The organism is Frankia sp. EI5c (assembly GCF_001636565.1).
Taxonomy (GTDB): Bacteria; Actinomycetota; Actinomycetes; order Frankiales; family Frankiaceae; genus Parafrankia.
The window spans coordinates 12,043-38,092 of record NZ_LRTK01000004.1 but is presented as its reverse complement, the minus strand read 5'-3'; the positions used below and the strand labels follow the sequence as shown (position 1 = coordinate 38,092).

General features: G+C 72.9%; 22 protein-coding genes and 11 pseudogenes. 24 read left to right on the top strand and 9 right to left on the bottom strand.

The window, feature by feature from the left end; all coding sequences use genetic code 11:
• Positions 1-125 precede the first annotated feature (125 nt).
• Both UG55_RS01590 and fabG read right to left on the bottom strand, forming a co-directional pair.
• Positions 126-1,319, bottom strand: coding sequence for a magnesium and cobalt transport protein CorA (locus UG55_RS01590; protein ID WP_066061740.1), 1,194 nt, complete (start codon positions 1,317-1,319; stop codon positions 126-128).
• Positions 1,320-2,064: 745 nt separating this feature from the next.
• Positions 2,065-2,826, bottom strand: a complete 762-nt coding sequence (gene fabG, locus UG55_RS01585) for a 3-oxoacyl-ACP reductase FabG (RefSeq protein ID WP_066061737.1) — start codon at positions 2,824-2,826, stop codon at positions 2,065-2,067.
• A 402-nt stretch (positions 2,827-3,228) separates the two neighbouring features.
• Between fabG and UG55_RS31085 the strand changes: the two are divergent.
• From UG55_RS31085 to UG55_RS01575, 4 genes and pseudogenes are all read left to right on the top strand, one after another.
• Positions 3,229-3,674 (top strand): annotated as a pseudogene (locus UG55_RS31085) (malate synthase A); the annotation flags it as partial.
• 1 nt (position 3,675) lies between these two features.
• Positions 3,676-4,726, top strand: a pseudogene (locus UG55_RS31080) (malate synthase); the annotation flags it as partial.
• Position 4,727: 1 nt separating this feature from the next.
• Positions 4,728-4,920: pseudogene (locus UG55_RS31075) on the top strand (malate synthase A); the annotation flags it as partial.
• An 18-nt stretch (positions 4,921-4,938) separates the two neighbouring features.
• The gene (locus UG55_RS01575) at positions 4,939-5,727 is read left to right on the top strand and encodes an IclR family transcriptional regulator (RefSeq protein WP_242423579.1); all 789 of its coding nucleotides are present in this window, start codon (positions 4,939-4,941) and stop codon (positions 5,725-5,727) included.
• A 126-nt stretch (positions 5,728-5,853) separates the two neighbouring features.
• On the opposite strand, the gene UG55_RS46565 is transcribed toward UG55_RS01575, so the two are convergent.
• Positions 5,854-6,391, bottom strand: a 538-nt coding sequence (locus UG55_RS46565; RefSeq protein WP_396230773.1) for a TetR/AcrR family transcriptional regulator, incomplete at its 3' end; no start/stop codon positions are given.
• Positions 6,392-6,470: 79 nt separating this feature from the next.
• Here UG55_RS46565 and UG55_RS01565 point away from each other — a divergent pair.
• Positions 6,471-7,244 (top strand): oxidoreductase, encoded by a 774-nt coding sequence (locus tag UG55_RS01565; protein WP_066061728.1) that lies wholly within the window; start codon positions 6,471-6,473, stop codon positions 7,242-7,244.
• Positions 7,245-7,328: 84 nt separating this feature from the next.
• On the opposite strand, the gene UG55_RS01560 is transcribed toward UG55_RS01565, so the two are convergent.
• Entirely contained in the window at positions 7,329-8,018 is a 690-nt protein-coding gene (locus tag UG55_RS01560; protein WP_066061725.1) for a type 1 glutamine amidotransferase domain-containing protein, read from the bottom strand.
• A 79-nt stretch (positions 8,019-8,097) separates the two neighbouring features.
• On the bottom strand, positions 8,098-8,832 hold the full coding sequence (locus tag UG55_RS01555; RefSeq protein ID WP_199865000.1) for a type 1 glutamine amidotransferase domain-containing protein: 735 nt from the start codon (positions 8,830-8,832) through the stop codon (positions 8,098-8,100).
• A 398-nt stretch (positions 8,833-9,230) separates the two neighbouring features.
• Here UG55_RS01555 and UG55_RS46560 point away from each other — a divergent pair.
• The 14 genes and pseudogenes from UG55_RS46560 to UG55_RS01515 form a co-directional block, all read left to right on the top strand.
• Positions 9,231-9,882: pseudogene (locus tag UG55_RS46560) on the top strand (LysR family transcriptional regulator); the annotation flags it as partial.
• Position 9,883: 1 nt separating this feature from the next.
• Positions 9,884-10,142, top strand: a 259-nt coding sequence (locus UG55_RS46555) for a LysR substrate-binding domain-containing protein (protein ID WP_396230772.1), incomplete at its 5' end; no start/stop codon positions are given.
• 267 nt (positions 10,143-10,409) lie between these two features.
• Positions 10,410-10,545, top strand: a pseudogene (locus tag UG55_RS46550) (hypothetical protein); the annotation flags it as partial.
• A gap of 1 nt (position 10,546) precedes the next feature.
• Positions 10,547-10,624 (top strand): annotated as a pseudogene (locus UG55_RS46545) (hypothetical protein); the annotation flags it as partial.
• Between the two features lies 1 nt (position 10,625).
• Positions 10,626-11,126: hypothetical protein (locus UG55_RS01545; protein ID WP_242423578.1), on the top strand; the 501-nt coding region annotated here is incomplete at its 5' end.
• 73 nt (positions 11,127-11,199) lie between these two features.
• Complete coding sequence (locus UG55_RS01540; RefSeq protein ID WP_066061715.1) at positions 11,200-11,757, top strand: DJ-1/PfpI family protein; 558 nt, start codon at positions 11,200-11,202, stop codon at positions 11,755-11,757.
• Positions 11,758-12,474: 717 nt separating this feature from the next.
• A pseudogene (locus UG55_RS46540) lies at positions 12,475-12,677 on the top strand (HAD family hydrolase); the annotation flags it as partial.
• 1 nt (position 12,678) lies between these two features.
• Positions 12,679-13,194 (top strand): HAD family hydrolase (locus UG55_RS01535; RefSeq protein WP_206779338.1); only part of this gene is annotated, 516 nt, incomplete at its 5' end.
• 7 nt (positions 13,195-13,201) lie between these two features.
• On the top strand, positions 13,202-14,503 hold the full coding sequence (locus UG55_RS01530; RefSeq protein WP_066061707.1) for an MFS transporter: 1,302 nt from the start codon (positions 13,202-13,204) through the stop codon (positions 14,501-14,503).
• A gap of 134 nt (positions 14,504-14,637) precedes the next feature.
• Positions 14,638-15,553: pseudogene (locus tag UG55_RS46110) on the top strand (alpha/beta fold hydrolase); the annotation flags it as partial.
• A 254-nt stretch (positions 15,554-15,807) separates the two neighbouring features.
• Positions 15,808-16,437 carry an alpha/beta hydrolase gene (locus UG55_RS31065; protein WP_242423586.1) on the top strand — a complete coding sequence of 210 codons (630 nt, stop codon included), beginning with the start codon at positions 15,808-15,810 and terminating at the stop codon, positions 16,435-16,437.
• A 326-nt stretch (positions 16,438-16,763) separates the two neighbouring features.
• On the top strand, positions 16,764-17,510 hold the full coding sequence (locus UG55_RS01520) for a dienelactone hydrolase family protein (protein ID WP_066061702.1): 747 nt from the start codon (positions 16,764-16,766) through the stop codon (positions 17,508-17,510).
• A 469-nt stretch (positions 17,511-17,979) separates the two neighbouring features.
• Positions 17,980-18,218: pseudogene (locus UG55_RS46105) on the top strand (glycosyl transferase); the annotation flags it as partial.
• Between the two features lies 1 nt (position 18,219).
• Positions 18,220-18,919 (top strand): annotated as a pseudogene (locus tag UG55_RS01515) (glycosyl transferase); the annotation flags it as partial.
• Between the two features lie 51 nt (positions 18,920-18,970).
• On the opposite strand, the gene UG55_RS29330 reads toward UG55_RS01515, so the two are convergent.
• On the bottom strand, positions 18,971-20,308 hold the full coding sequence (locus UG55_RS29330; protein WP_066061700.1) for a hypothetical protein: 1,338 nt from the start codon (positions 20,306-20,308) through the stop codon (positions 18,971-18,973).
• A gap of 147 nt (positions 20,309-20,455) precedes the next feature.
• On the opposite strand from UG55_RS29330, the gene UG55_RS01505 reads away from it, so the two are divergent.
• On the top strand, positions 20,456-21,223 hold a 768-nt coding region (locus UG55_RS01505; protein WP_313954570.1), incomplete at its 5' end, for a class I SAM-dependent methyltransferase.
• Between the two features lie 43 nt (positions 21,224-21,266).
• Here the strand turns inward: UG55_RS01505 and UG55_RS01500 are convergent.
• Together UG55_RS01500 and UG55_RS01495 are read right to left on the bottom strand one after the other, a co-directional pair.
• Positions 21,267-22,421, bottom strand: a complete 1,155-nt coding sequence (locus tag UG55_RS01500) for a hypothetical protein (protein ID WP_128422813.1) — start codon at positions 22,419-22,421, stop codon at positions 21,267-21,269.
• A 29-nt stretch (positions 22,422-22,450) separates the two neighbouring features.
• Positions 22,451-22,741 (bottom strand): hypothetical protein, encoded by a 291-nt coding sequence (locus UG55_RS01495; RefSeq protein ID WP_066061697.1) that lies wholly within the window; start codon positions 22,739-22,741, stop codon positions 22,451-22,453.
• 158 nt (positions 22,742-22,899) lie between these two features.
• Between UG55_RS01495 and UG55_RS45080 the strand changes: the two genes are divergently transcribed.
• The 3 genes and pseudogenes from UG55_RS45080 to UG55_RS31050 form a co-directional block, all read left to right on the top strand.
• On the top strand, positions 22,900-24,303 hold the full coding sequence (locus UG55_RS45080; RefSeq protein ID WP_083986289.1) for a sensor histidine kinase: 1,404 nt from the start codon (positions 22,900-22,902) through the stop codon (positions 24,301-24,303).
• Positions 24,296-24,799, top strand: a pseudogene (locus UG55_RS01485) (response regulator transcription factor); the annotation flags it as partial. The gene UG55_RS45080 and the pseudogene UG55_RS01485, both read left to right, overlap by 8 nt.
• A gap of 1 nt (position 24,800) precedes the next feature.
• The coding region (locus UG55_RS31050) for a response regulator transcription factor (RefSeq protein WP_242423585.1) at positions 24,801-24,967 on the top strand (167 nt) is incomplete at its 5' end.
• Between the two features lie 10 nt (positions 24,968-24,977).
• On the opposite strand, the gene UG55_RS46535 is transcribed toward UG55_RS31050, so the two are convergent.
• Entirely contained in the window at positions 24,978-25,394 is a 417-nt protein-coding gene (locus UG55_RS46535; protein WP_066061786.1) for a VOC family protein, read from the bottom strand.
• 255 nt (positions 25,395-25,649) lie between these two features.
• On the opposite strand from UG55_RS46535, the gene UG55_RS01475 reads away from it, so the two are divergent.
• Complete coding sequence (locus tag UG55_RS01475; RefSeq protein WP_242423577.1) at positions 25,650-26,021, top strand: NUDIX hydrolase; 372 nt, start codon at positions 25,650-25,652, stop codon at positions 26,019-26,021.
• Positions 26,022-26,050 lie beyond the last annotated feature (29 nt).

Here is a 26,050-nt window from a genome sequence, read left to right as displayed (position 1 = left end):
CGACATCCGCGCTGCGGGGCCCGGCGTCGCGGCCCGGCCGGTCCGCATCGGTATGCCCGGCGCGTCGCCCCGCACACCGGTGCGGGGCGGGATCGCGGGCCGGGATCGCGGGCCGGGACGTCCGCTCAGAGCCAGCCGTTGCGGCGGAACGCCCGGTAGAGCGACAGGCAGATGACAGCCATCAGCGCCAGGACGGCCGGGTAGCCCCACACCTGCCGCAGCTCGGGCATGTGCTCGAAGTTCATCCCGTAGATGCCGGCGAGCGCGGTCGGAACCGCGCCGATGGCCACCCAGGCGCTGATCTTGCGCATGTCCTCGTTCTGCGCGATCGTCACCTGGGTCAGCGTCGCCTGCAGCGTGGACGAGAGCAGCTCGTCGAGATGGATGACGCGCTCGGTCACCTGGACGAGATGGTCGAACACGTCCCGGAAGTGGTCGCGCACATGCGGGTCGATCATGGGCAGCGACGTGTCCGACAACATGCGCAGCGGGCCGTTGAGCGGGGTGACGGCGTGCTTGAACTCCAGCACCTCGCGCTTGAGCTGGTAGAGCTTCTCCACCGGCGGGTGGGCGGCGTCCTGGAAGACCGACGCCTCGACGGCGTCCATGTCGGCGTCAAGGCGTTCGGCGAGGGCCAGGTAGTTGTCGACGATCCCGTCGCACACCCCGTGCAGCACCGCGGACGGACCATGCCGCAGCATCTGCGGCCGGTCCTCCAGGTTCGCCCGCAGCGACTCGAGGGCGCCGTGGTTGCCGTGCCGGACGGTCACCACGAAGTCGGGCCCGACGAAGACCATGACCTCGCCGGTGACGATGACCTCGGTGTCGCGGGCCGGTTCGTCCTGCTCCACGTAGCGGGCGGTCTTGAGCACCATGAACAGTGTGCTGCCGTACAGCTCGATCTTCGGGCGCTGATGGGCGACGACGGCGTCCTCCACCGCCAGCGCGGGCAGGCCGTAGATCTCGGCGATCGACGCCAGCTCGGTGTCGCTGGGCTCGAACAGCCCCAGCCAGGCGAACGCGCCGTGGTGACGGCGGGCGATGCGGGCGGCGGTCAGCAGGTCCGAGCCATCCGGTACCCGGCGCCCGTTGGCGTAGACATGGCAGGCCACCACCCGCCCGGAGTGGGCCTGCTCCTCGCTCGCACGCGCCCTCCGCTTGGGCCGGGTGCGTACCAGCGACACCGGCCGGGACAGCGCACCCGCCAGGAGATCCCGCAGCGAGCCGCCGTCGAGGTCGTGGTCGTGGTCGTGGCCGTGCGGGTGATCGTGCCGCCCCGGCCCGGTGGCGCCCTCGCCGCTGCCGCTGCCAACGCTCACGCCGTCCGCCTCCGCACGATTGCCTCGCTCCCCTCCGGCCGAACATCTTCGACCAGGCGGGCTCGCGCCACGCGGGTCGCCAGTCCATCCTGGCGGACGCCGCGGCGGGCCCGCGGGCCGGTGGGGTCTCGCACCCTCGGAGCGGCTGGGTGGCCAGCCTGAGGCTGTGGTGACGGACCTGTCTGATCGGACGGGGCGCCCCGGGTGTCGAGCCGGGTCGCGAGGCCCGATGGGCGACCGCCCCAGGTCGGTACCGGGGCACCACCGACCCGTCCCCTCCGGCGTCCTGTACCTCGCCCGCGGGTACCTTGGCCGGCGGCCACCCGGCAGGCGCACGGCCGTCGGCCCACCGCTTCCGGCGGAACCCGCCGCAACGTCGCTGCCAGGGCTTTCCGCGGGCGTACAGGCCGCGCCACAGCCGTCACCCGCCCCCGCACGGCGGGTCCGCGGGTGTTCGCCGACAGCGACTGAAGGGCTCGTTGTGTCTCTGCTGTCAGCGGGGTTGCGGCCCCTCCGCTGTCGGGGTTGTCAACAGCTCTCGCGAGGAGACACGGCGAGCTCTTCAGCCGCTGCATCGCCACGCCCGCGCCGGCACCCGAAACGCTGGCCGCCACTGTCAGATCACTCAGCGCACCACCCGCCCCGCTACGCCAGGCCCGCTGAGGTATTCGGCCGGTCACGACACGCCCGCGCCCGCGGCGGCCGACGCCCGCGGCCGCCCGCGCCTGCGGGCGGCCGCCCGTGCTCAGGCCTTCGGGCCCCCGGCGACGTAGAGGATCTGCCCGGAGACGAAGCCCGCTGCGTCGTCGGCGAAGAACGACACCGCGTTCGCGATGTCCTCGACCTCACCGGGACGCGCCACCGGGATCTGCGACGACGCCGCGGCCAGGTAGTCGTCCCAGGCCACGCCGAGACGCTGGGCGGTCGCCCGGGTCATGTCACTGACGATGAAGCCCGGCGCCACACAGTTCACCGTGACGCCGAACTTGCCCAGCTCGATGGCGAGTGTCTTGGTGAATCCCTGCAGCCCGGCCTTGGCCGCCGAGTAGTTCGCCTGCCCGCGGTTACCGAGCGCCGAGATGCTGGAGAGGTTGACGATCCGTCCCCACTTCGCCTCCACCATGTACTTCTGCGTGGCCTTCGACATGAGGAACGAGCCGCGCAGGTGCACGCCCATGACCGCGTCCCAGTCACCCTCGGTCATCTTGAACAGCATGTTGTCCCGGGTGATCCCGGCGTTGTTCACCAGGACGGTCGGCGCCCCCAGCTCACTGGCGACCCGGGCGACCGCGGCCTCGACCGCCGCGGCGTCGGCGACGTCGGCGCCCAGCGCGATCGCCTTGCCGCCGGCGGCCGCGATCGCGTCGACGGTGCCCTTGGCCGCGGACTCCTCCAGGTCGAGCACGGCTACCGCCAGACCGTCGTCGGCCAGGCGCCGGGCGATGGCGGCGCCGATTCCGCGGGCGGCTCCGGTGACGATCGCGACACGGGAAGGGGACTCGGGCACGGGAGCGGCTCCTCACACGACGGGGGCACGCGGGATGCGTGACTGGGCGTTCGGCGCACCGGCAGATGATCCCNGGGAGGGACCGGCCGCTGCGTCGGCACCGGGCGCCTGGCGCCGCGGCCCCTAAAGTCAACCGGGTCGGCCCGCCGGACGCCACCGGTCCGATCACCGCGGCCGTCGCATGGACCGCCACGAGGTCCGCCGCGAGGTGCGTTATGTCGCCAGTTGCATGGCCAGTTGCCTGGCCAGTTGCGTGGCCGGCTGGGTAGCCCGTCACGTGGCCCGTCGCGTGGCCGTCCGGGCGCCCTCCGTGCCGCTAGAATCCGCGATACGGAGTGTCTGCTCCGTCTGCCGGAAGTTCGTCGCACGTTGTGTGCACACGTTGTGTGAAGGAGCGCCGTCGTGGCCGGTCCGCAGACCCCGCCCGGAGTCGAGATCGTCCAGCCGGGCGTTCCCGGCGCGGCCGAGATCCTCACCCCACCGGCGCTGGCCCTCGTCGCGGACCTGCACCGCCGTTTCGGCCAGGCCCGCCGGGAGCTGCTGGCCCGCCGCGCCGAGCGGCAGGCGGCGCTCTCCACGGGGGCCGACCCGGACTTCCTGCCCGCCACCCGGCGTATCCGGGAGGGGGAGTGGCAGGTGGCGCCGCCGGCACCGGGCCTGGTCGACCGCCGGGTCGAGATCACCGGCCCCACCGACCGCAAGATGACCATCAACGCGCTCAACTCCGGTGCGAAGGTATGGCTGGCCGACTTCGAGGACGCCAACACCCCGCTGTGGGAGAACATGATCGGCGGGCAGCTCAACCTGCGGGACGCCCTCGCCGGCACCATCGCCTTCACCAGCCCGGANGGGAAGCGCTACACCCTCGCCCCCGGCGCGACGATCAGCCACGGCACCGCGACCACGACCGCGACCACGATCGTGGTGCGGCCCCGCGGCTGGCACCTCGACGAGAAGCACCTGCTGGTGGACGGCGAGCCGGTGGCCGGCGGCATCGTCGACTTCGCCCTCTACGCCGTGCACTGCGGCCGCCGCCAGCTTGATGCCGGCAGCGGCCCCTACTACTACCTGCCGAAGACCGAGAGCCACCTCGAGGCCCGGCTGTGGAACGAGATCTTCACGCACACCGAGGACGCGCTCGGTTTCGCCCGCGGCTCCATCCGCGCGACCGTGCTGATCGAGACGATCCTGGCCGCCTTCGAGATGGAGGAGATCCTCTACGAGCTGCGGGAACACAGTGCCGGGCTCAACGCCGGCCGGTGGGACTACCTGTTCAGCATCATCAAGAAGTTCCGTGACCGCGGCAGCGCCTTCACCCTGCCCGACCGCAACGCGGTCACGATGGCGGCGCCGTTCATGACCGCCTACGCCGAGCTGCTGGTGCGTACCTGTCACCGCCGCGGGGCGCACGCCATCGGCGGGATGGCGGCGTTCATCCCCAGCCGGCGTGATCCGGCGGTGAACGCCACCGCGCTGGCGAAGGTCCGGGAGGACAAGACCCGGGAGGCCGGCATCGGTTTCGACGGCTCCTGGGTGGCCCATCCCGACCTGGTGCCGGTGTGCCGGGAGGTGTTCGACGGGGTGCTCGGTGAGCGCCCCAACCAGATCGGGCGCACCCGCGAGGATGTCGCCGTCGACGCGGCCGCGCTGATCGACCTCACCACCACGCCGGGCGCGCCGACCCTGGCCGGGCTGCGCAACAACGTCAGCGTCGCGCTGCAGTACCTGCGCGCCTGGCTCGCCGGCTCCGGCGCGGTGGCGATCTTCAATCTGATGGAGGACGCGGCCACCGCGGAGATCGCCCGCTCCCAGGTCTGGCAGTGGCTGCACAACGACGTCGTGCTGGTCGGGGACACCCCCGCGGCGGCGGGGGAGCCGGGCCCGGCCGACCCAGCCGGCCNGGTCGGTGTCCCGGTGACCCGTGAGCTCCTCGAGCGGGTGGTCGCCGAGGAGCTCGACGTGCTGCGAGGCACCCTCGGCGAGGCCTACGACGCCGCCGGGTTCGAGCGGGCCCGGGCGCTGTTCGTCGAGGTCGCGCTCGCCGACGACTTCGTCGAGTTCCTCACCGTGCCGGCCTACCAGCGGATGCCCTGAGCTCCGCCGGGAGGACTGGTGACAGCGGACCCGGATCCGGCCGCGGCGGCGGCGGGGCGCGCGGGGGTGGTGCAGTCGGTCGACCGGGCGTTGCATCTGGTCGAGCTGCTCGCCGCCGCCGGGAACGGGGCCGGGCTGGCCGATCTCGCCCGGGCGGCCGGCCTGCCGCAGCCCACCGTCCACCGGCTGTTGCGCGCGCTGCACGAGCGCGGCTGGGTGCGCCAGGACGCCGACCGCCGCTACGCCCCGGGCGCCCGGCTGATCGGGCTCGGCAACGCGGCGCAGCGGCTGCTGGCGGCCGGCGCGCAGCCTTTCCTGCGGGAGGCGGTCGCGGTGTCGGGGGAGACGGCCAACCTGGCCGTCCTCGAAGCCGATCAGGTCGTGTACGTGGCGCAGGCCGCCTCGCCGCACCGGCTGCGCATGTTCACCGAGGTTGGCAACCGGGCGCCCGCGCACAGCACCGGTGTCGGCAAGGCGATGCTGGCGTTCCTGCCCGAGCCGACGGTGCGCGCGATGCTCGCCCGGGCGGGGCTGCCGCGGCGCACCGCGAGCACGATCACCGACCCGGCGGACTTCGCCGCCGAACTCGCCGACATCCGGCAGCGGGGTTACGCGACGGATGACGGCGAGGAGGAGGTCGGTGTGCGGTGCGTGGCCTTCCCCCTCACGGATCCCGCCGGACGGGCGGTCGCCGCGTTGTCGGTGTCCGGCCCGGCGGCGCGGATCCCCGCGGGGAGTGTGGACGACCTGGCGGCGCGGCTGCGCCCGGTCGCCGCCGCCTGCGGTGGCCATCTCCTGCACCGCTGATCCGACCGCGGCCGGGCACGTCCCGCTGGACCGCAGGCAGGTCACCCGAACACCAAGATAGTCAACGATGGTGACTTCGCCGCCCGGCGGTTCTTGATCATTTCGTCGTGCCGTAGCGCAGCCCGNCGTACAGGATCAGCGCGATCTGGACCGCATCGTCCTTCCAGCCGGTGGCGCGCAGCCCGCAGATGCCGCCGAGGGCGCGCAGGACGACGCGCCCGCCGACGCCGTCGCGGACGAGACCGGCCGCCACGCCCGCGGCGAGCAGTTCGTCGAGAGCGCCGGCCATCTCCTCGCGCGTGTCGTCGAAGACCGGTGAGTCGGTCGCCATGATGCTCTCCAGTGCCGCACCCATCCCTCTGCCTACTGCCGCGTGCTCGACGATCAGCAGCAGAAAGGCGCGCAGTGCGTCGTCCGCGGTGTTTTCGGCGAGCAGTCGGGTGGGGGTCGCGCAGAGCTCGGCGACCTCCTGCCGGTAGACCTCCGCGACGAGCGCGTCGCGCGTGTCGAAGTGGCGGTAGAGAGTGCCGACGGCCACCCCGGCTCGGCGGGCGATCTCCTCCACGTGGGCATCTTCGTCGGCGAGGAACGCCGCGCGCGCCGCGGCCAGCAGTGCTTCGCGGTTGCGGCGGGCGTCGGCGCGCAGCGGGCGGGATGGCGGCAACGGTCCTCCATAAGGTGAGCGTGACTCCGCTTACGTGTACAGTTTCCGGAGTCAGGTTCACCTTACTGGGGAGGCGCCCGTGACGATCGCGGACGAAGGGCTCGCCGGCCTGCGAGTGCTGGTCACCGGCGCCAGCCGGGGGCTGGGGGAGGCGACGGCCCGTCGGTTCGCCGCCGCCGGTGCGACCGTGCTGACGGCCGCCCGAACCGCGCCCCCGCGGGATCTGCTCGCCACGTTCATCCCCGCCGACCTACGTTCCGCGGCGGGGGCGGCGGAACTCGGGCGCCGCGTGCTGGAGCGGGCCGGGGGCATCGACGTCCTGGTCAACAACGCCGGCGCCGCCACCGGGCCGGCGCCCACCCTTCGGCGGTCCGACGAATCCTGGCTCGCCGACCTGGACATGAACCTGCTCAGTGCGGTCCGCCTCGACCGGGAGCTGGTTCCCGGGATGGTCGAGCGCGGCCGCGGGGTCGTGGTGCACGTGTCCTCCATCGCCAGCCACCTCCCCCAGCCCGCCGAGGCGTCCTACGCCGCGGCGAAGGCGGCACTCAACGTCTACAGCCGCGAGCTGGCGACCGCGGTGGGGGAGCACGGCGTGCGCGTGGTGTGCGTGCTGCCGGGCTTCGTCGTCACCGAGGGAGCGGCCAGCCATCTCCAGCGGATGGCCGACAGCCAGGGGGTCGGCGTCGACGACGTCACCCGGCAGATCGTCGACCGGCTGCAGGTGCCGATGAGGCGCCCCGGCGACCCCGAGGACGTCGCGGAGATGATCGCGTTCCTCGCCTCCGGCCGCGCCGGATGGCTGACCGGTGCGCAGTTCCGGGTCGACGGCGGCATCATCCCCACGGTCTGAGCCGCCGGGCGGGCCGGACTCCCGGATGTGCGGAAGCCCGGCCGCTGTCGATCAGTGGATGTGCGGGGTGGGGGTCGGGTCGGATCAGGAGCGGGCGGCGAGGACCTTGACGACCTGCTCGGCGACCCCGGTGGCACTGGCCGGGTTCTGCCCGGTGACCAGGCGGCCGTCGGTGACGACCTGGGCCTGGAAGTTGGCGGCGCCCAGGTGCTTGGCCCCCAGGTTCTCCAGCCGGCTCTGCAGCAGGAAGGGAACGGTGTCGGCCAGGCCGACGGCGTTCTCCTCGTCGTTGGTGAAGGCGGCGAGGCTCCTGCCCTCGACCAGGGGCCGGCCGTCGGAGAGCGTGATGCCGACCAGCCCGGCCGGGCCGTGGCACACGGCGGCGACGACGCCCTGGTTCTCCTCGTAGATGCGGCGGGCGAGCTCGGCGAGGGCGGTGTCGTCGGGGAAGTCCCACATGGTGCCGTGGCCGCCGGCGTAGAGGATCGCGTCGTAACGGGTCGGGTCGACCTGGGCCGGGGTGGGGGTGGCGCGCAGCTTGGCGGCGATGTCGGGGTCGGCGAGGAAGCTCTGCTGGGTCGGGTCGTCCGGCTTGACGCCGTCGCGGGGCGGCTCGCCGCCGGCCGTGCTGACGAGGTCGACCTCGTAGCCGTGCGCCCGGAAGACCTTCCAGGGGTCGGCGGCCTCGGAGACGTAGAAGCCGGTGTTCCGGCCGGTCGCGCCCAGTTCGCCATGGCTGGTGAGGGCGATCAGGATCCGCTTGGTGGGGGCCATCGTCGGTGCCTCTCCGTGGTGAAGACCTGTCCGTCTGAAGTCTCTCGGAGCCGACGGTAGGTGCGGGCGTGGTCGGCGTCTAATGCCCGCCGCCGCCCGGGGCATAAGAATTCTTATGGCCGGCGTCCGCCACCAGCCGCATGGTGATGCGGGCGGCTTCCGGCGCGCTGGCGGGGTTCTGACCGGTGACCACCCGGGAGTCGACCACCACCCGGGGCGCGTAGCTGCGGCCGGACTCGTACCGCGCGCCCAGCGCGGTAAGCGCGTCGGGAAGCAGCAGCGGAACCACGTCGACCATGCTCGCCTTGTGCTCCTCGTCCCGGCTGAAGCCGGTGACGCGCAGACCCTGGACGAGCGGGGCGCCGTCGTCGCGGCGGGCCGGGAGCAGCCCGGCCGGGCCGTGGCAGACGGCGTTCACGACCCCGCCGGCGGACCAGACCGCCGCGACCAGCGCGCCCAGGGCGGCGTTGCGCGGCATGTCCCACATCGCCGCGTAGCCGCCGGCGAGGAAGACCGCCTGGTAGGCGGCCGGGTCGACGTCGTCCACCGCGGGGGTGCGCGCGAGGGCGTCCCGGACGTCGGGGGAGCCGAGGAACAGGCGTTGCACCGGGTCGCTGTGGTCGACGCCGTCGGCCTGGGGGCGGCCGCCGGCGATGCTGGCGATGTCGACCCGGTAGCCGGCGGCGCTCGCCTCCCACCAGGGATAGGCCGCCTCGGGCAGCCAGAAGCCGGTGCTGCGGCCGGTGTCGCCCAGCCGCGTCCAGCTGCTCACGACGACGAGGACCCGTGGTCCGGAGCTGCGGATCGTGTCCACCCCCCGATCATGCTCTCTTCCGCGGCCAGTCGTCTTGCCGACACCGCCGCGCCGGGCCGGCGCCGCGTCCCGCGGAAACGCGGCGTATGTCGCTGATGTGGGTGCGGCGATCCCGACAGCTGCCCGGAATGCGGACGCCCGTCGGGCAGCCGACGCCTTCGTCGGACAAGTACCACCTTCCCGGTGTACTCGTGCCTTCGCCGGGTCGTGATCCGCCATGGGGATAATCGGTCCGCGTCCCGGCGGGCAACGGCCGGCCCGGCGGCCTTTCCGCCATGCGCGGTGGCTAGAGCGGGCCGAGGCGGTGAGATACACCCAACCGGGCTGGCAATTTCGGTGACTGCGCAACAACGAGGAACGGCAAGTGCCGGAACATACTCCGACCGCTGGGGGAAGACGTGCAGCAGGGGCCCGGCCTCGACCTTCTCCGCACCTTTCTCGCCGTATACCGCTCCGGTGGGCTCACCCGCGCCGCCCGGGAACTCGGGCTCAGCCAGCCCGCGGTGACCGGTCAGGTCAAGGCCCTGGAGACCGCCCTCGGCCGGCCGCTGTTCGACCGGACCAGCCGCGGCGTGCTGCCCACCGACGACGCGGAACGGCTGGCGACCGAGATCGCCGACCACGTCGACGCGCTGGAACGGGTCGTCATCGCGCGTACCTGTGCGGACGGGGGACCGCTGGACCGGGTGGTGCACCTCGGCGGCCCGCCGGAACTGACCTCGGCGCGGGTACTGCCCTCGCTGGCCGACCTGGTGCGCCAGGGGCTGCGCATCCGGGTGAGCCTCGGGTCCGCCGAAGCCCTGCTGGAAGGTCTCGCCGAGGGCCACCAGGACATCGTCATCAGCGACACCCACAGCCGGGACCGCCGGCTGCGGGTGACCGCTCTGTGCGACGAGGAGCTGGTCCTCGTCGGTGCCGAGGGGTGGGCGTGCCGGCTGACCCCGCAGCGGTTCGCCCGGTGCGGCGCCGCCGCGCTGCAGGACGTCGCGGTGGTCACCGGGTCTAGCGGCGACTCCCTGGTGCACCAGTACTGCTCACTCGCCTTCGGCGNGCTGCCCCGGCTGCGGGCGGTGGTCACCGTCGACGACCTGCGCGGGGTGATCTCCACGCTGCTGGCCGGTGCCGGGGTGGGCGTGGTGCCGCGCTACCTCATCGCCGACCATCTGGCCGCCGGCTCCCTGCGGGAGCTGCACACTCCGGAGATACCGCCGATCAACACGCTGTTCCTCGCCGTCCGGGCCGGCGCGCTGACCCAGCCCCATCTGGCCGAGGTGCACACCCGGCTGTTGCTGCAGGCCCGCCTGTGGTGAATTCTCCCGAGTATGGTTGTGACGGTTCCGCCGTACCGTGTCGGCTAGCCGTCACCGCTGTCGGAAACTAATCTTCGCCATCGCCGTGATGATGGCCGGCCGGCAACTCGTTATTGGCCGGATCGGAATTCGCCTGGCACCTTGTGGTCCGAGGCGGTCGCCAGCCAGGGCCTCCTCGGACTGCCCCCGACAGTAAATCGGAGTGGTGCGATGTCTTCTTCCGTGGTGATGGTCCGGCAGCGNTCCGCCGAGACAGTCGATCGTATTGTGATCCGGCCGTCCGGCAAGGACGTGCGGGAGCTGGAAAGGCTGTTGCGTCGCGGCGGCCGGGCCCAGCAGGAACGCCCGGAGCGGCACGGGCATCTCAACGAGCACATCACCAAGCCCTGGGGCTGCGAGTACCNGGTGTTCGCCGACGACTTCCACGATGTGTGGGAGCTGCGGATCGAGCCCGGGCACGCGACGTCCGTGCACGCGCATCCNCGCAAGGTGACCTACCTGCTGTGCCTGGCCGGAACCGGCGAGATCTCGACCCTGGACGGGACGTTCGAGATCGGCCCGGGAACATCGGTGCGGATCTGCGCGGGGGCCTTCCACGGCACCGCCAACAACGGATCCGAGCAGCTCGCGCTGGTCGAGGTGGAACTGCCGCGGAACAAGTACGACCTGGTGCGGCTGGCGGACAGCTACGACCGGGCGGCGACCGCCTACGAGCCGGTGGGCAGCCGCATCGAGAGCAGCCCGCTGCGCCGGGCGCCGCATGTCCCGCACGGGGTCATCCGCCGGCTCGCGCCCGATCGCCGGTTCAGCTACGAGATCCGGACCGGGATGGACCTGTACTACCGCCGGCTGCCCATCGAGATCTTCCACGTCCCCATCGGCATGAGCGGCGTCGTGCACGGCAGCGTCGACGTGCTGACCGCGACCGGTCGGGACGGTGTCGCGACCGACAAGTACTACCTGTCGATCAGTCGGGGTCGGTAGCGGGAGCCGCCGTCCTTTCGCCGTTCTTCGTCGTTCTCCGGCTCCCGTTCGTCTTTCCCGAGAGGAATCCGCCATGAGCAGCGCCGTCATCCTCACCGGTCCCGGCTTCCAGGACCACGACGTCGTCTACACCTACTACCGGCTGATGGAACAGGGGTGGACGGTGGACGTCGCCACCCGCGACGGCGAGCCGGTCACCGGCAAGTACGGTGTCCCGCTGCCGATGGACAAGACCGCCAGTCCCAACATCAGCTTCGACGACCTCGACGTCGCCGCCTACGACGTGGTGATCTGCACCGGCGGCCACGAGGCGCCCGACCGGGTGCGCCAGGACCGCCGCGTGCTCGACTTCGTCGCGGGTATGGCGGAGTCGGGCCGGATCGTCGCCGGGCTGTGCCACGGCCCGTGGATCATGGTGAGTGCCGGGGTGCTGCGCGGCCGAAAGGCCTGTGCGTACATCGGCCTGCGGGACGATGTGGTCAACGCCGGCGCGCATGTCGTCGACAGTGACGTCGTGGTCGACGGCAACATCATCACCTGCTCCTACTACGCCTATGTCGGCCGGTTCATGCGGGCGGTGTTCGAGACCGCCGAGGCCCGGGCCGCCGCGCCGTTGCCCGCGGCGGGCTGAGAACCGCGGACGCCGTGGCGTGGGCCCGGGCGTCGGATCCGGGCTCTGGTCGTCGGGAATCCGGTCAGCCGTCGGGGCTCCGGTCATCGGAGAAATTGTGATCTGACACCACTGGACGGTTTCGTCCGAGACCGTCGGAGCCATTTTCCGGCGGAGCTGCGGGTGGCGTTCGCACGCCTGAAGGGCTCGAGGTACCTCCTTTCCGAGCGGTCTTGACAACGTCCTTGGTGGGGGTATTCCCGGTTTCGGGAGCGACTGTTCCCGAGAGGCACACAAAGCCCCTTCGGCCGCTCTCACGGCTCCCCGCCCGGCAGCTCGCGGAGGCGCCGGCGCACATGGACCGGCCCGCGGAGGCTCGGGAGAACCGCTGTTCAGCGCCCTGGCGAGGCATTGGCAAGGTTCCGGCGGGCCGGCCTCGGCCTCCCGGGTCGACCCGGCTCGCCCCCCGGGTCGGCCCGGGAGGAGACGACCGGGAACGCGGCCGAGGGCCTGCGGTCCGGCGGCGCCGCACCAGGATCCCGAAAGCACCGAAAATGAACTAATTCCGCAAGCCGTTTCCGGTCCACGTCTCCCGGCGATGCCCGGTGGTGGTGATGGATTCTGACGGTTCTGCCCATCCGCGCCCCGCCGGGTCGATTCGTCCGCGGCTCGAGCGGCGTCGTCCGTGCGCCNGGAGCGGATTCACCGGAACACCAGGGAGAAAAGGAGCTTACGACGATGCTCTTCCTTGATTTCGACGGGGTCATCTGTGACGCCTTCACCGAATGCGCGGTGGTGGCCTGGCACGGTTACCGGCCGGCGCCGCCCGGGGCGGCGCCGACGCTGGACGGCGCGGTGCTGCCCGACCGGTTCGTCGCGGATTTCCGGCGGATCAGGCCGTATGCCCGCACGCTCGGCGGTTTCCTGGTCGCCCACCATCCNGACGCCGGCACCGTCGACTCCCAGGAGGGGTACGACCGGCTGTTCGCGGCGTTCGAGCCCGCCGACGTCGCGGACTTCGAACGCCGGGCGACCGCGGTGCGGACACGGCTGCGGCTGAGCTCACCGCGGCGCTGGCTGGACGTCCACCAGGTGTACCCGCAGGTCGGGGTGGCGATGGCCCGCCATCACGGGCGGGTGGTGGTCGTGACGGCCAAGGACGCGGTGTCGGCGGGGGAGATCCTGGCCCACCACGGCCTGCGCGGGCATGTCGCGGAGATCATCGGTGACTGCGCGGACAAGCCCGCGGCGATCAACGCGGCGCGGGAACGGTCGGGGCGGCCCGACCGGGTGCTGTTCGTCGACGACAATCTGGACAACGTGCTCGGCGCGGTGCGGGCCGGGGTGCCGAGCCGGTGGGCGCGGTGGGGCTATCACACCGCCGAGCACGTGCGCCGCGCCGGCGCGGAGAGCGTCAGCCCGATAGAGCTCGCCGAGCTCGCCGGGCTGACGGTGTAGGCGCGGGATGGGTGTGCGTACCTCCCCGCGCCCGCGGCGGTCGGCCGCGCCCGCCGTCACCACCAGCACGGTCCCCACCGCGGGCTCCACCACCGGCGCCGGGGCAGGCCCCACCCGACCCACCCCTGGTACCAGCCCCATCACCGCGGCGCCCGCGGCGGCCTCGGTGACCGTCCTGCTGGTGGTCTGCGCCCTGCTGATTCCAGCCGCCCTGTACGTGGGCGTGCCGTTGGCCGGGCCGACCGGACGGCGTTTCGGGGTCGGGGCCGCGGCGGCGAGCTGGACCAGCGGTGCGTTCGCCCTGGCGTACGCGGCGGGTTTCCTGGCCGCGGGTCCGGTCGCGGCGCGGCTTGGTCCGCGGCGGACGCTGGCCGGGGCGAGCGGGGTGCTGGCTGTCGTCACCGCCGTGGCGCCGCTGGCCGGCGGGTACGGCGCCTTCCTCACCGTGCGGGCCGGGCAGGGGCTGGCCGCGGCGATGTTCGCGCCGGTGGCCCTGGTGTACACCGCGGAGCGCACCGGCCCGGCCCGGCGGGGCGCGGCGCTGGCCTGGCTGACCACGGGTCTGCTCGGTGCCGGTCTCGTCGGTCAGCTGCTGGGCACCGGCCTGCTTGCCTGGTCGGGTTGGGAGGCGGTGTTCTGGGTCAGCGCGGCCGGTTACGGTGCGCTGGCGGTGGCCCTGTGGCTGGTCCTGGCCGTGGACGGGCCGCCGGTGGCCAGCGCGGGCGAGGGCCTGGTCCGGTCGGTGGCGGAGCTGCTGCGGGACGGGCGGATCTGGCCGGTGTTCGTGGCGGCGTTCGGCGTCTTCGGGACGTTCGTCGCCATGTACCGCATGGTCGACACCCGACTCGTGGACGACCATCAGGCGGGAACGGGTCTGCTGCTGGCGTTCGAGGCGGTGGGCTGTGTCGGGCTGCTGGCGGCCCCGGTGGTGGCCCGGACGGGGCTGGGGCGGTCACCGCGGGCGCAGAGTGTGGCCGGTTTCCTGCTCGCGGCCGCGGGGCTGGGCGTCCTGCAGATCGGGGGCGTGGCGGTGATGGTCGCCGGCAGCGTCGCCTATGTCGCGGGGACGAGCCTGGTCGTCCCCGGCCTGGTCGGGCTGCTGGCCACGGGGGCGGGGGAGCGGCGCGCCGTCGCGGTCGGGGTGAACACCTGCGTGCTGTTCGTCGGCGCCGCGGTGGTGCCGGCGCTGGTGGTGGGGCTGGGGTATCGCCCCGGCCTGCTGGCGCTGACGGTGCTGCCGCTGGCCGGGGCGGCGCTTCTCAGCAGGACTTCGTCCAGCGGATCTCGTCAAGATAGTCAACAGCGTTGACGGCCCCGGGTGGCCATTTTCGATCTTGGTTGACCCGTCTCATGTCAGCCTCTCTCATGTCAGCCTCATCGTAGAAACGCCTGGTTTCCCGGGACCTCGGCGACAAGGCCGCCGCCCTCCGATTCTGGCGGGCGATGAGACATCACAGACTCCACGACAGATCCGACAGATCCGACAGATCCGGCGGCGGCCCCGACCGCCCTGACGCCGGACCCGCCATCCCTCGAACCGGCGTGGGTGGCGTCCCGCGTCGCGGTGCGGGCCGGGCGCTGAACCGCGGTACGGCGATCGTCGCGGCGGCGCTCGCCGGCACGGCGGTCCTCACCGGCGCCGCGGCAACCGGCGCGGCGACGACGGCCGGTGACCTTCCCGTGACCGGCTTCCGGCCGGAGCTGCTCCCCTTCGAACGCCAACCGGTGCGCTGGCACCCGTGCCAGGTCGGGCCGAACGACGCGGCCGGCGCCTACCTGGACGATGCCGGAGCGCAGTGCGCCGAGCTCAGCGTCCCCCTGGACTACGCCCAGCCCGACGGACGCACGCTCACCCTGGGGGTGTCCCGGCTGCGGGCGGTGGACCAGGACCACCGCCGTGGACTGCTGATGGTCAACCTCGGCGGTCCCGGTGGCGGCGTGGTGGACGCGCTGGGTGACATCCGTCTGCTGCTGGGCACCGCGGCCGACCGGTTTGACCTGGTCGGGACGGATCCGCGGTTCGTCGGGCGCAGTTCGGCACTGGACTGCGGGCCCGCGCTGGCGCAGGACTGGCTGCGGGCCGGCGGGCCTGACCGGGACGACTTCGACCGGGTTGCCGCCATACAGGAGGCCACGGCGGCGGCCTGCGCCGCGCACGCCGACGTGCTGCCGTTCGCCTCCACCCGCAACACCGCCCGGGACATGGACATCGTCCGGGCGGCGCTCGGTGCGCGCCGGACGTCCTATCTGGGCTACTCGTACGGCACCTACCTGGGTGCGGTGTACATGCAGCTGTTCCCGGACCGGGTCGACCGGTTCGTGCTGGACAGCGCGGTGGATCCGGCGACGTACAACCCGCNGGTGCTGCGTGGCACCGGGGATCTGCTGGAGGCGGCGCTGCNGGAGTGGGCCGACTGGGCGGCGGGCCGTGACGCGCAGTTCGCGCTGGGCGACACCGCCGCGCGGGTGCTGCGCACCGTGGACCGGATCTACGAGGAGGTTGCGGTCCGGCCGTTGGTCGTGGACGGCGTCGCCTTCGGCTCCGCGGAGATCCCGAGCCTGCTCATCGCGTCGCTGGTCGACGACAGTGTGGAGGCGGCGGAGATCCTCGCGATGGGTGTGCGTGCGCTGGCGGACGCCGCGGACGGGCGGGTTCCGGTGGTGAGCCCGATTTTGGCGGAGTTCCTCAGCGGTGTCCCGACGGCCGGTCCGGCGCGCGGCGGCCCGACGGGCACCCGTGACCCCCGGGGCACGGTCGCGGGGGTCACGGGGGGCGGAGGGCTGGCGGGGGAGTCGATCAGCGCGTTTCTGAGCGCGCAGCTGGCGGTGGTGTGCGGTGATGTGCCCGCGTCCCGGATCGTCGGGGACTACCTGGCGGACATCCGCCGGCATCGGCGGGCGCAGCCGCATGTGGCGACGGCGATCTGGAACATCACGCCGTGCTCGTTCTGGCCGGTGCGGCCGGTGGAGCCGCCGACGCGGGTCGCGAACGACCTGCCGGCGCTGGTGGTGGCCGCGGAGAAGGACAACCGGACCCCGTACGCCGGGAGCCTGGCGCTGCACCGGGCGCTGACCGGCTCCCGGCTGGTGACCTTGCGCGGCGCGCGGGTGCACGGCGTGTTCCCGGGGCGCAGTGAGTGCGTGGACGGGGCCGTCGAGGCCTATCTGCGGGACGGGACCCTGCCGCGGGCCGCGGTGTCCTGCACGCGGCCACCGGCCGCACCGGGCTCACCCGGCGAGTGACCTGGCCGGCGTGCCGCCGGTGACGGTGCTGGTGACCGNGGCGGCCAGCTCCCCGGTCACCAGCAAGATAATCAACACTGTTGACGGCCCCGGGTGGCCATTTTCGATCTTCGTCGATTGCCGGACCCAGCGAATCGCACCGATCCCCTTCCATCCAAAAGATCAGCACGGACTACGCCCGGCTCAATCAAGATCGACTGAGCGACTGGCGGCCGGGTGACATCCTGAAAGGCTGCTGGTAGATGCTTTCTGGGTCGGCAACGCTGCCGGGTCCGCCCCGGAACCCGGACCCAGCGGTGCGGTGAACGAAAGGTGAAGGTGGCGGTATGGCGGTTTCCCGGCGTGAGGTCGCGACACCCGACGGGACGATGGAGGTCTTTCTCCAGGGCCCGGCCGACGGTGCCCCGGCACCGGTTGTGATCATGATTCCGGATGCCTACGGCGTGCGGGACACGGTGCTCGAGATGGCCGGGCGGCTCGCGGCGGCGGGTTATCTGACGGCGGTGCCGAACATCTTCCACCGGTCGGGTCCGGCGACCACCGGCCACCTGGAGATCAACTTCGCGGATCCGGCGCAGCGGGCGCGCCTCGGCGAGGTCGTCGGCAAGGCGACCCCGGCGGCGGTGATGGCTGACCTCGGCGCCCTGCTGGACGTGCTGGCCAGTGACCCGGCGGCCGAGGCGGGCCCGGTGGGGGTCATCGGCTACTGCATCGGCGGCCGGATGGCGTTCACCGCGGCCACGGCGTTCGGTGAGCGGGTCGCGGCGGCCGCGTCGATCCACGGTGGTGGGCTGGCGACGGAGGATCCGTCCAGCCCGTATCTGGCGGCTGACGGGATCCGCGCGGAGGTGTATGTGGCCGCTGCCCGTGACGACGCCCATCACACGGCGGCGGACCACGCCCGCCTGCTCGCGGCATTGGACGAGGCGAAGGTCGACTACACGGCCGAGGTGCTCCCGGCGTTGCACGGCTTCGCGATGGTGGACTTCCCCGTCTACGACGAGTCCGCGGCGCGGCGGCACTGGGAGATGTCGCTGGCGCTGTTCGCCCGCACGCTGCGGCCGGCGGGTTGATCGCAGCGTGCGGCGCTGGTCGCCGGCAATGACACCTGGAAAGATAATCAACATTGTTGACCGTCCGGCAATGCATTTTCGATCATGAGGTATCTCGCATCACCTGAGTGCACATAGAAAACATAGAAAACCTGGACGCGTGAAAAACGCACCCGGCCGGCGAGACCTTCCAAGATCCAAGGATTCCTGAGGCTCTCCGGCCGGATATGCGTCCGGTGGAAATACCGTGACCCGGCGGCTGCTGGCCGCTAGAGTCGCCGGCATGTACTTCCAGCAGATCTACGGCTGACACGACCGGGGCGGCTGCTCCCGGCTTCTCCCCGCGCGTCCGCAGCAGGCCCCTGCGCGCCGCGGGCCAGGTTCGCCGAGTTCCTCGGAGCCGTCGGCGTGCCCTGCCTGGCCTTGTGTCCTCGCGTCTTTGTGTCCTCGCGTCTTCGCCGTAGATCTGATCTGAAATGAGTGATCGTTCATGTCCCGTCGCCGTGCCCATATCGCGATGGTCGGCATTCCGGCCGTCAGTCATGTCCTGCCCAGCCTTGAGATCATCCGCGAGCTGGTGGCCCGAGGACCCGATCGCCGCGATGGGGCTGTTCCTCGACGACGCTGTTCAGGCACTTCCCCAGCTGCGCGCCCACTACGATCACGACCCCGCGGACCTGTACCTGTACGACATCGGCGCCTACGCCGCGCGTGCTCTGGCCGAGTCCCNGGGCCGGCCGGTCTTGCAGCTGTCCCCCACGATCGTGGCCTGGGAGGGCTATGACCGGGAAGTCGCGGCGCAGCAGGCGCTGCTGCCGGGCGCGGACGCATACCGGGCGAGGTTCGCGCGCTGGCTGGCCGGGTGCGGGGCGTCGACCACCGATGTGGACGCGTTTTCCGGACGTCCCGCGCGGGCCCTCGCGCTGATCCCCCGGGCGATGCAGCCGCGACTCGATCGGGTCGATACCACCCGGGTGACGTTCGTCGGGCCCTGCTTCGACCTGACGGCGGGCGCGGGCGACAGCTGGGCCCGGCCGGCGGGCGGGGAGAAGGTGTTGCTGATCTCGCTGGGTTCGGCGTACACCCGGCAGCCGGAGTTCTACCGCCGCTGCCTCGCGGCTTTCGGTGACCTTCCGGGTTGGGCCGTGGTGCTGCAGATCGGCAGGTATACCGATCCGCGGGAGCTCGGCGACATTCCGTCCAATGTGCAGGTGCATTCCTGGGTGCCGCAGCGGGCGATTCTGGCGCAGGCGGATGCCTTCGTCACGCACGCCGGTATGGGTGGGTGTGGCGAGGGGCTGCGGGCGGCGTTGTGGGAGCTGGTCACCGACGCGCGGGTTGCTCGCCGCCTGGCCCTGCTGCGCGCCGAGGCGCGGGCCGAGGGCGGTACGCCGCGCGCTGCCGATCTTGTCGAGGGCCTGCTGGGCTGATGGCTCGCGGGCCTGCCGGCCTGCTGGGCTGACCGGTGCGTCTGCGGGCGGTCACCCGGTCGGTTCGGGCGATCCGGCTGGGCCGGATGCTCCGGCTGGCTGGGCCGGTTGGGGCAGGAGGCGGGCGCGGGCGGCGCGGAGTTCGGCGGCGAGTTCGTCGGCCTGCCGTTCGGCGCGTTCGGCGCGGGCGCGGGCGTCGGCGAGGGCCGCGAGGCGTTCGGCGGCGGTCTGCTGTTCGGCGGCGAGGCGGGCCGCCGCTTCGCCGCGGACTCGTTCCAGCAGGTCGATGGCGGCGGCGCGGTCGCGGTCGAGTTCCTCCGCGGCGGCGGCGCGGACCTGGGCTGTCTCGGTCTGGGCGGCGGTGAGCCGGCGGGTGAGGTCGTCGCGTTCGCGGCGGGCGTCGTCGCGGAGGCGGTCGCGGTCGGCGCGCAGCTCGGCGATGGTGGCCGCGTCGCGTTCGGCGGCTTGTTCGGCGGCGCGCAGCTCGGCGGTGAGCCGGTCGCGTTCGGCGGTCAGTTCGGTGCGTTCACGTTCGGCGGCGGCGCGGATGCGGGTGGTTTCGGCGGCGGCGTCGGCGCGGGTGCGGTCGAGGTCGGCGGCGGCCCGGTCGCGGACGTCCTGGATGCGGCTTTCGGCTTCGGTGCGGGCGGCGGTGAGGTCCGCGGCGGCCTGGGCGCGGGCGGTGTCGGCGGCGGCGATGGCCTGGGCGTAGGCGGCCTGGCTGGCGGTGAGGCGCTGTTCGGCGTCGTCGAGGGCGGCGACGGCTTCGGCCGCGACTGCTTCGGCTTCGGTGCGGCTGGTCTGTTCGGCGCGGGCTGTCTGTTCGGCGCGGACGGCGCGGGCGACGGCTTCGGCGACCCGTTCGGCGGCGTCGGCTTCGGCGGCTTCGACCTGTGCTTCGGCGCGGGCGACGTCGCCGAGGCTGGCCATTTCGCGGGCGAAGGCGTCGAGGGAGTGGGTGAGGTCGGTGGCGAGGGTGCGGATCTGCCCGGCGAGTTCGTCGGCGCGGAGTCGGCCGGCGGCGAGGGGCCGGTGGGTGGTGGGGCGTCCGCTGGCCGGGTCGGGGCTGGTGGTGGGGGTGGTGTCGCGGCGGGCGAGTTCGCGGCGGCGGCGGTAGGCGGCGAGCCGGTTGTGGGCGGGGTCGTCGCAGTAGGCGGGGGGCCGGCCGGGGCGGTCGGTGGCGGCGGTGGGGCGGTCGCAGTCTGGGAACGCGCAGCGGGCCGGTGCTGTGGCCGGGGTCGGGGCGGGTGCCGGTGCTGTGGCGGGTGCCGGTGCCGGGGTTGGGGCCGGTGGTGGCGGTGTGGTCGGTTCGCCGGTCGCCTCCGGTCCGGTCGGGCCGGTTGGGGTGTGCTGTTCCAGGGTGGTGGCGGTGCCGTCGGCCGAGCTCATGCTCCGGTTCTACCGGATGGGGTGGGTGGCTGATCGTGTGCGGCACGCGCGGCGCGCAGGCGGGTTCGTCATGGTGCGCGGCTGTTCGGGTGCGGCTCTTCCTGGCCTGCCCGGTTCGGATTCGTTGTGCTCGTTGTGGGGTGCGGNGGGTGGGGTGGCGGCTGCGTGCGGGGGATCCTGGGTGCCATGGTGGACGGTGTGTTGAGCGGCGGGACGGGCGAGATGGTTATGGATGAGGACGCCTGGGAGGCGTGGTACGCCGCTCGGGAGGTGGAGTGGAGTGGGCGTCCGAACAGCCAGCTGGTGGCGGAGGTGGGTGCGTTGGCGCCGGGGCGGGCGCTGGATGTCGGGTGCGGGGAGGGCGCGGACGCGCTGTGGTTGGCGGAGCGTGGCTGGCAGGTGCTGGCGGTGGACTTCTCGGCGACGGCGTTGCGGCGGGGGAAGGCGCAGGCGGTGGGCCTCGGTCGGGCGGTGGCGGCGCGGGTGATGTGGATGCGGGCCGATGTGATGACCTGGTCCGGTCTGGATGCCCCGCCCGCCTCCACCCCCGCTCCTGCCCCCGCTCCTGCCGCGCGGCGGGTGTCGCGGTTCGAGACCCGGTTCGATCTGGTGTCGGCGCAGTTCCTGCACCTGGCGGCGGACCGGCGGCGGGCGATGGTGGCGCGGTTGTGCGGTGTGGTGGCGCCGGGTGGGTCGCTGCTGGTGGTGGGGCACGATCCGGCTGATCTTGCGTTGGGTGTGCCGCGTCCGGGGGCCGGGATGCTGTGTGAGGCGCGGGAGTTGGCGGGGTTGTTGGATCCGGCGGGGTGGGAGGTGCTGGTGGCGCAGGCCCGTCCCCGGCCGGTCGCGGTGTCTGGTGGGGGTGAGCTCGTGGTGCGTGACGCTGTGTTGCATGCCCGCCGGCGGGCGTCCTGACGGGTTGTTCCGGGGTCGGCGGGGTTGGTTCCGCGCGGCTCGGTCACGCCGCCTGGTCGGGTTTGCTGTTTCGCGCCGGTGTCCGGGTGCGGTCGGCGCGGTTGAGCTGGTGGCGGGCCGCGGCGAGCAGGAGCAGCACCAGGACGGTGAGGGTGGCGTTGGCTGCGTATTTGACCGGGTAGGAGACGGTGCCGATCGGGTCGACGAGGAACGACAGTCCGGCGTTGACGGTCAGGGCGGAGCCGGCGACGGTGAGGGCGCGGCGGCGTCCCTGCTGGTTGGTGGTGTGGTGGCGGTTGCGGGTGGCGCGGTGCAGGAGTGTGCCGGCCGCGGTGAGGATCGCCAGGTCGGTGAGGGTGCCGGGCCAGGTCGGTGGGAGCAGGTGGTGGGTGGTGAAGGTGGTCACCGCGAGGGCGGCGAGTAGTCCGGTTCGCGGCCTGCGGGACCTGGCTGGTTTCGTCGGCGCGGTGGTGGCTGGTGGAGGTCGGAGCGGGGTGCGGCGGTGTGCGGGGCGGGTCAGGGCGGCCGCGGTGAGCAGCAGGACGGCGATCGCGGTGGCGCCGAGTTGTGCCGGGGAGGCGTGGAAGTCGCGGGTGGTGTCGTGGTGGACGAGCGCGGCGGCGGGGAGCCAGAGCGCGATGAGGGTGAGCAGGCCGCGGCGGTGCAGCCACGGCTGGTCGGCGATGCGCGGGACGGTGCATTCGACGACGACGATGGGGGCGGTGACGCTCCAGATCACGTGGCCGGTGACGAAGTTGACCAGTGGGTGGGCGGCGAGGCCGGTGCCGGGGATCAGGGTGCGGGCGCGGTCGGTGTCGTAGGCGGGGTCGCCGGTGACGTGCGGGTTGAACAGGCTCTGGTCGATCAGGCCGGCTTGGAGGAGTCCGAAGGCGGCGGCGAGGGTGATGACTGCCAGTGGTCCGCGTCCGTGGCGGCGGACCGCTTCGCGGATGAGGACGGCGACGGTGCCGTAGAGCGGGATGAAGAACAGCAGGCTGGCGATGAGGTCGAGGGGATGTCCGATGCTGGTGTCGTAGCCGATGAGGTGTTCGGCGCAGATCGGGGACAGGACGAGGAGTCCGGCGGTGGCGGCGAGGCGTGCCCGGCCGGCGGGCGGGCGCGGGGGGCGGGCGCCCGCGTCCGCTGGTGCCGTGGCCGTGGCCGTGGCCGTTGTTTTGGCCGTGGTGGGGGTGTTCATGCCGATGGTGTCGGGATCGGGGGGTGGCTTCAGGGGCGGGTTCGGCGGGTGTGGTGGTCCACCGCTAGGCACAGCACGGCCCCGGCCAGGAGCATCGCGGCGTAGCAGAGGATTTCGTGGCCGTCGACGGTGAGTAGGCGCAGGAAACCCAGCAGGGGTGGCCCGCCGAACAGCTCGCGGAGCAGGCCTGCGCCGCCGCCGACGGCCAGGATTCCCCCGAGGGGCCGGCCGCCGGCCACCAGTGGGCTGTCGGGCCGCGCCGGAACGCCCGGTGTGGCGGGTGTGGCGGGGTCGTCGCGGTCGGGGGATGCGGAAGTCATGGGGTGACGGTAGGAAAGCGGCGGTGCCGCGGGTATCGGGCGCAGGTCGGTGGGGTGGCGACCAAGGTGTTCCGGTGGCGGGGCGGGTGTCGTCCTTTGGTATCTGTTCGCGGTGAGCGGGGCGTGGGGGTGGGTGGGGCCGCGTAGATTGCCGGGGCATGGGCCCGGTTCTGGCCACCCGCCGGGAGTGGGTCGCTGATGTGGCGCTGATGCTGTGCGCGGCGGGGTTCGCCGCGGTCACCGCCGGTTCCGTCACGGTGCTCGACGAACGCGGCCCGATGTGGCGGGTTGTTGACGTGGTGGCGGCGGTGGTGGCCTGTGTGGGGCTGCTGGGGCGGCGGCGCTGGCCGGTGGCGCTGGCGGTGGTGCTGCTGGTGGCCGGTCTGCGGACGCCGTATCTGACTGGTCCGGTGGTCGTGGCGGTGTTCACGGTGGCGGCTCGGTGTTCCCGGCGGGCGACGGTGTGGGTGGCGGTGGTGGCGTTCGCGCCGCTGCCGCTGTTCCTGTGGCGGTTTCCCGGTCTGGAGGAGGAGCGCGCCGGGCGGGTGTTGACGTATTTCGTGCTGGTGGCGGGTGCTGTGGGGTGGGGGCTGTTCCGGCAGTCGCGGGGGCAGCTGATCGCGTCGTTGCGGGAGCGGGCCGAGTTGGCGGAGGCGGATGCGGTGCTGCGTGCGGAGCGGGCCCGGCAGGAGGTGCGTGGGGAGATCGCGCGGGAGATGCATGACGTGCTGGGCCATCGGTTGTCGTTGTTGGCGGTGCATGCGGGGGCGTTGGAGTTCAACACGGCGGCGTCTCGGGAGCAGGTGGTGCGCGCGGCGGGGGTGATCCGGGAGAACGCGCAGCTGGCGTTGCGGGATCTGCGGGAGGTTATCGGGGTGCTGCGTGGTGGGGAGCTGGTGGCGGGCGGGGCGCCGCAGCCGGTGCTTGCGGATGTGGGGCGGCTGGTGGTGGAGGCGCGGGAGGCCGGCGGGCAGGTTGCGTTGCGGATGCCGGCCGGGGAGTTGGTGCCGCCGGTGACGGTGGGCCGGGTGGCGTTCCGGATTGTGCAGGAGGCGTTGACGAACGCGCGGGTTCATGCGGCGGGTGTTCCGGTGGATGTGGAGGTGGCGGGTGCGGCGGGGCGTGGGCTGGTGGTGGCGGTCAGCACGCCGGGGCGCGGGGCTGCTGCCGCGGGTGCTGGGGGTGCGGCGGTGACTGTCGGGTCCGCTGAGGGGGGTTTCTCGTCCTGTTCCCTTTCCCTGTCCCCCGCGGCTGCCGCGGCTGCGGTTTCGGTTCCGGCTGGGGGTGGGGGGCGTGGGCTGCTCGGGTTGGCGGAGCGGGTGCGGCTGGCGGGGGGTGTGTTCGCGGCGGGGCCGGTGGGGGCCGGCGGGTTTGTGGTGCGGGCGTGGCTGCCGTGGCCGGACGACGCCGCCGACGCCGCCGACGCCGACGCCGACGCCGCCGCCGACGCCGCCGACGGTGGCGGTGGTGGCGGTGGTGGCGGTGGTGGCGGGGCTGCCGCGTCGGCTGGGGGGTCTGGTGACGGGTGGAAAGGGGCGCGGGAGGGAGTGGCTGGTGATTGACGTGCTGCTGGTGGACGACGATCCGCTGGTGCGGGCCGGGTTGGCGCTGATGCTCGGCGGTGCGGACGATATTCGGATCGTGGCCGAGGCCGCGGACGGGGCGCAGGTGGCGGGTCTGGTGGAGCGGTGTCGGCCGGCGGTGGTCCTGATGGATATTCGGATGCCGGGGGTGGACGGGGTGGCGGCGACGGCGCGGGTGCGGGCGCGGGCTGGTGCGCCGGAGGTGCTGGTTCTGACGACGTTCCACACCGATGCGCATGTGCTGGGGGCGTTGCGGGCGGGGGCAGCGGGGTTTCTGCTCAAGGACACCGCGCCGGGTGACATCGTGGCGGCGATTCGGACGGTGGCCGCGGGGGATCCGGTGCTGTCTCCGGCGGTGACCCGGCGGCTCATCGCGCAGGTTGCGGGGCCGGAGGATGGTCGGGATGCGGTGGCGCTGGCTCGGGCGCGGTTGGCGTTGTTGGGTGAGCGGGAGCGGCAGGTGGCGGTGGCGGTGNGGCGTGGTGCGTCGAACGCGCAGATCGCCCGGCAGTTGCATCTGGCGTTGCCGACGGTGAAGACGCATGTGTCGCGGATTCTGACTCGGCTGGGTCTGAACAACCGGGTGCAGATCGCGCTGCTGGTGCATGACGCCCGGCTGCCGGCCGAGGGCGGTGTGGGTTGAGCCGGCGGTGTCAGGGCAGGTGGACGGAGCCGTCGGCTGCCAGGGGCCAGGCGGGGTTGTGGGCGACTTCCCAGGGGTGGCCGTCGGGGTCGAGGAAGATACCGGAGTAGCCGCCCCAGGGGGTGGGTGCGCCGGCGCGGCCGAGGGTGGCGCCGGCGTGCTGGGCCTCGGTGAGGACGGCGTCGACGTCGGCGGGTGTGGGCACGTTGTGGGCGAGGGTGATGCCACCCCAGCCGCCGGGGTCGGTGACGGTGCTGTCGGCGGCGAGTTCGTCGCGGCTCCACAGGGCGATGACCAGGCCGCCGGCCTGGAAGAAGACGACCTGGCCGTCGGGTGACTGCCCGGACCAGCCGAGTGCCTCGTAGAAGGCGCGGGAGCGGGCGATGTCGGTGACACCGAGGGTGATGAGGGAGATGCGCTGCTGCATGCCGCGGAGCATGGCAGGCNCCACCGACAGTTTTGTCCGGTGGTCAGGCGTGCGGCAGGCTGGATCGTGTGATGCGGCGGGAAGCGCGGGAGCCGGGTGTGGGTGGTGGCCGGCGGGCTGGTGGGGTGGATCGCCGTCCGACGACGGGCCGGCCGCGGGGTGCGGTCACGTTGCGGTGTGTGGGGCCGGGTCGTGAGCCGCCGTTCGCCGCGGTGACCAGTGCGTCGGTGGTCGCGGTGACCGGGGGGGGATCTGATGGTCGTCGCGGACCTGCCGCGGGGGCTGGACCTTCCCGGTGGTCATGTGCAGCGGCAGGAGCGGTCCGCGCGGGAGACGGTGCGCCGGGAGGTGTGGGAGGAGGTCCGGGCCACGGTCGGGGCGCTCACGCTGGTCGAGGTCGTCGAGTCGGATTTCTTCGGCCGTGACGATCTGACGTACATGCTGGTCTTTGCGGCTCGGGTGCGGCGGCTGGCGGTCTGGGAGGGTGGGCATGAGTCGGCGGGGCGGGTGGTGCTGCCGCCCGGGGAGTTTCTGGACCGTTACCGGGGTGGGGATCCGGCGCTCATGCGGCATCTGGTGGGCGCCGCCCTGACGGTGCTGGGTGTGCCCACCGCCGGGTGGGGGTAGACGCGCGGGTATCGGAGCGGCGGATGTGA

Excerpts from the sequence above, each read along its gene's own strand:
- UG55_RS29330 (WP_066061700.1), bottom strand. The coding sequence starts at position 20,308 with ATGAGCTCGGCCGACGGCACCGCCACCACCCTGGAACAGCACACCCCA.
- UG55_RS01560 (WP_066061725.1), bottom strand. The coding sequence starts at position 8,018 with ATGGCCCCCACCAAGCGGATCCTGATCGCCCTCACCAGCCATGGCGAA.
- UG55_RS45080 (WP_083986289.1), top strand. The coding sequence starts at position 22,900 with ATGGGCCCGGTTCTGGCCACCCGCCGGGAGTGGGTCGCTGATGTGGCG.
- UG55_RS46535 (WP_066061786.1), bottom strand. The coding sequence starts at position 25,394 with ATGCAGCAGCGCATCTCCCTCATCACCCTCGGTGTCACCGACATCGCC.
- UG55_RS01500 (WP_128422813.1), bottom strand. The coding sequence starts at position 22,421 with ATGAACACCCCCACCACGGCCAAAACAACGGCCACGGCCACGGCCACG.
- UG55_RS01530 (WP_066061707.1), top strand. The coding sequence starts at position 13,202 with ATGGGTGTGCGTACCTCCCCGCGCCCGCGGCGGTCGGCCGCGCCCGCC.
- UG55_RS01540 (WP_066061715.1), top strand. The coding sequence starts at position 11,200 with ATGAGCAGCGCCGTCATCCTCACCGGTCCCGGCTTCCAGGACCACGAC.
- UG55_RS31065 (WP_242423586.1), top strand. The coding sequence starts at position 15,808 with ATGGGTGTGCGTGCGCTGGCGGACGCCGCGGACGGGCGGGTTCCGGTG.
- UG55_RS01495 (WP_066061697.1), bottom strand. The coding sequence starts at position 22,741 with ATGACTTCCGCATCCCCCGACCGCGACGACCCCGCCACACCCGCCACA.
- UG55_RS01520 (WP_066061702.1), top strand. The coding sequence starts at position 16,764 with ATGGCGGTTTCCCGGCGTGAGGTCGCGACACCCGACGGGACGATGGAG.
- UG55_RS01475 (WP_242423577.1), top strand. The coding sequence starts at position 25,650 with ATGGTCGTCGCGGACCTGCCGCGGGGGCTGGACCTTCCCGGTGGTCAT.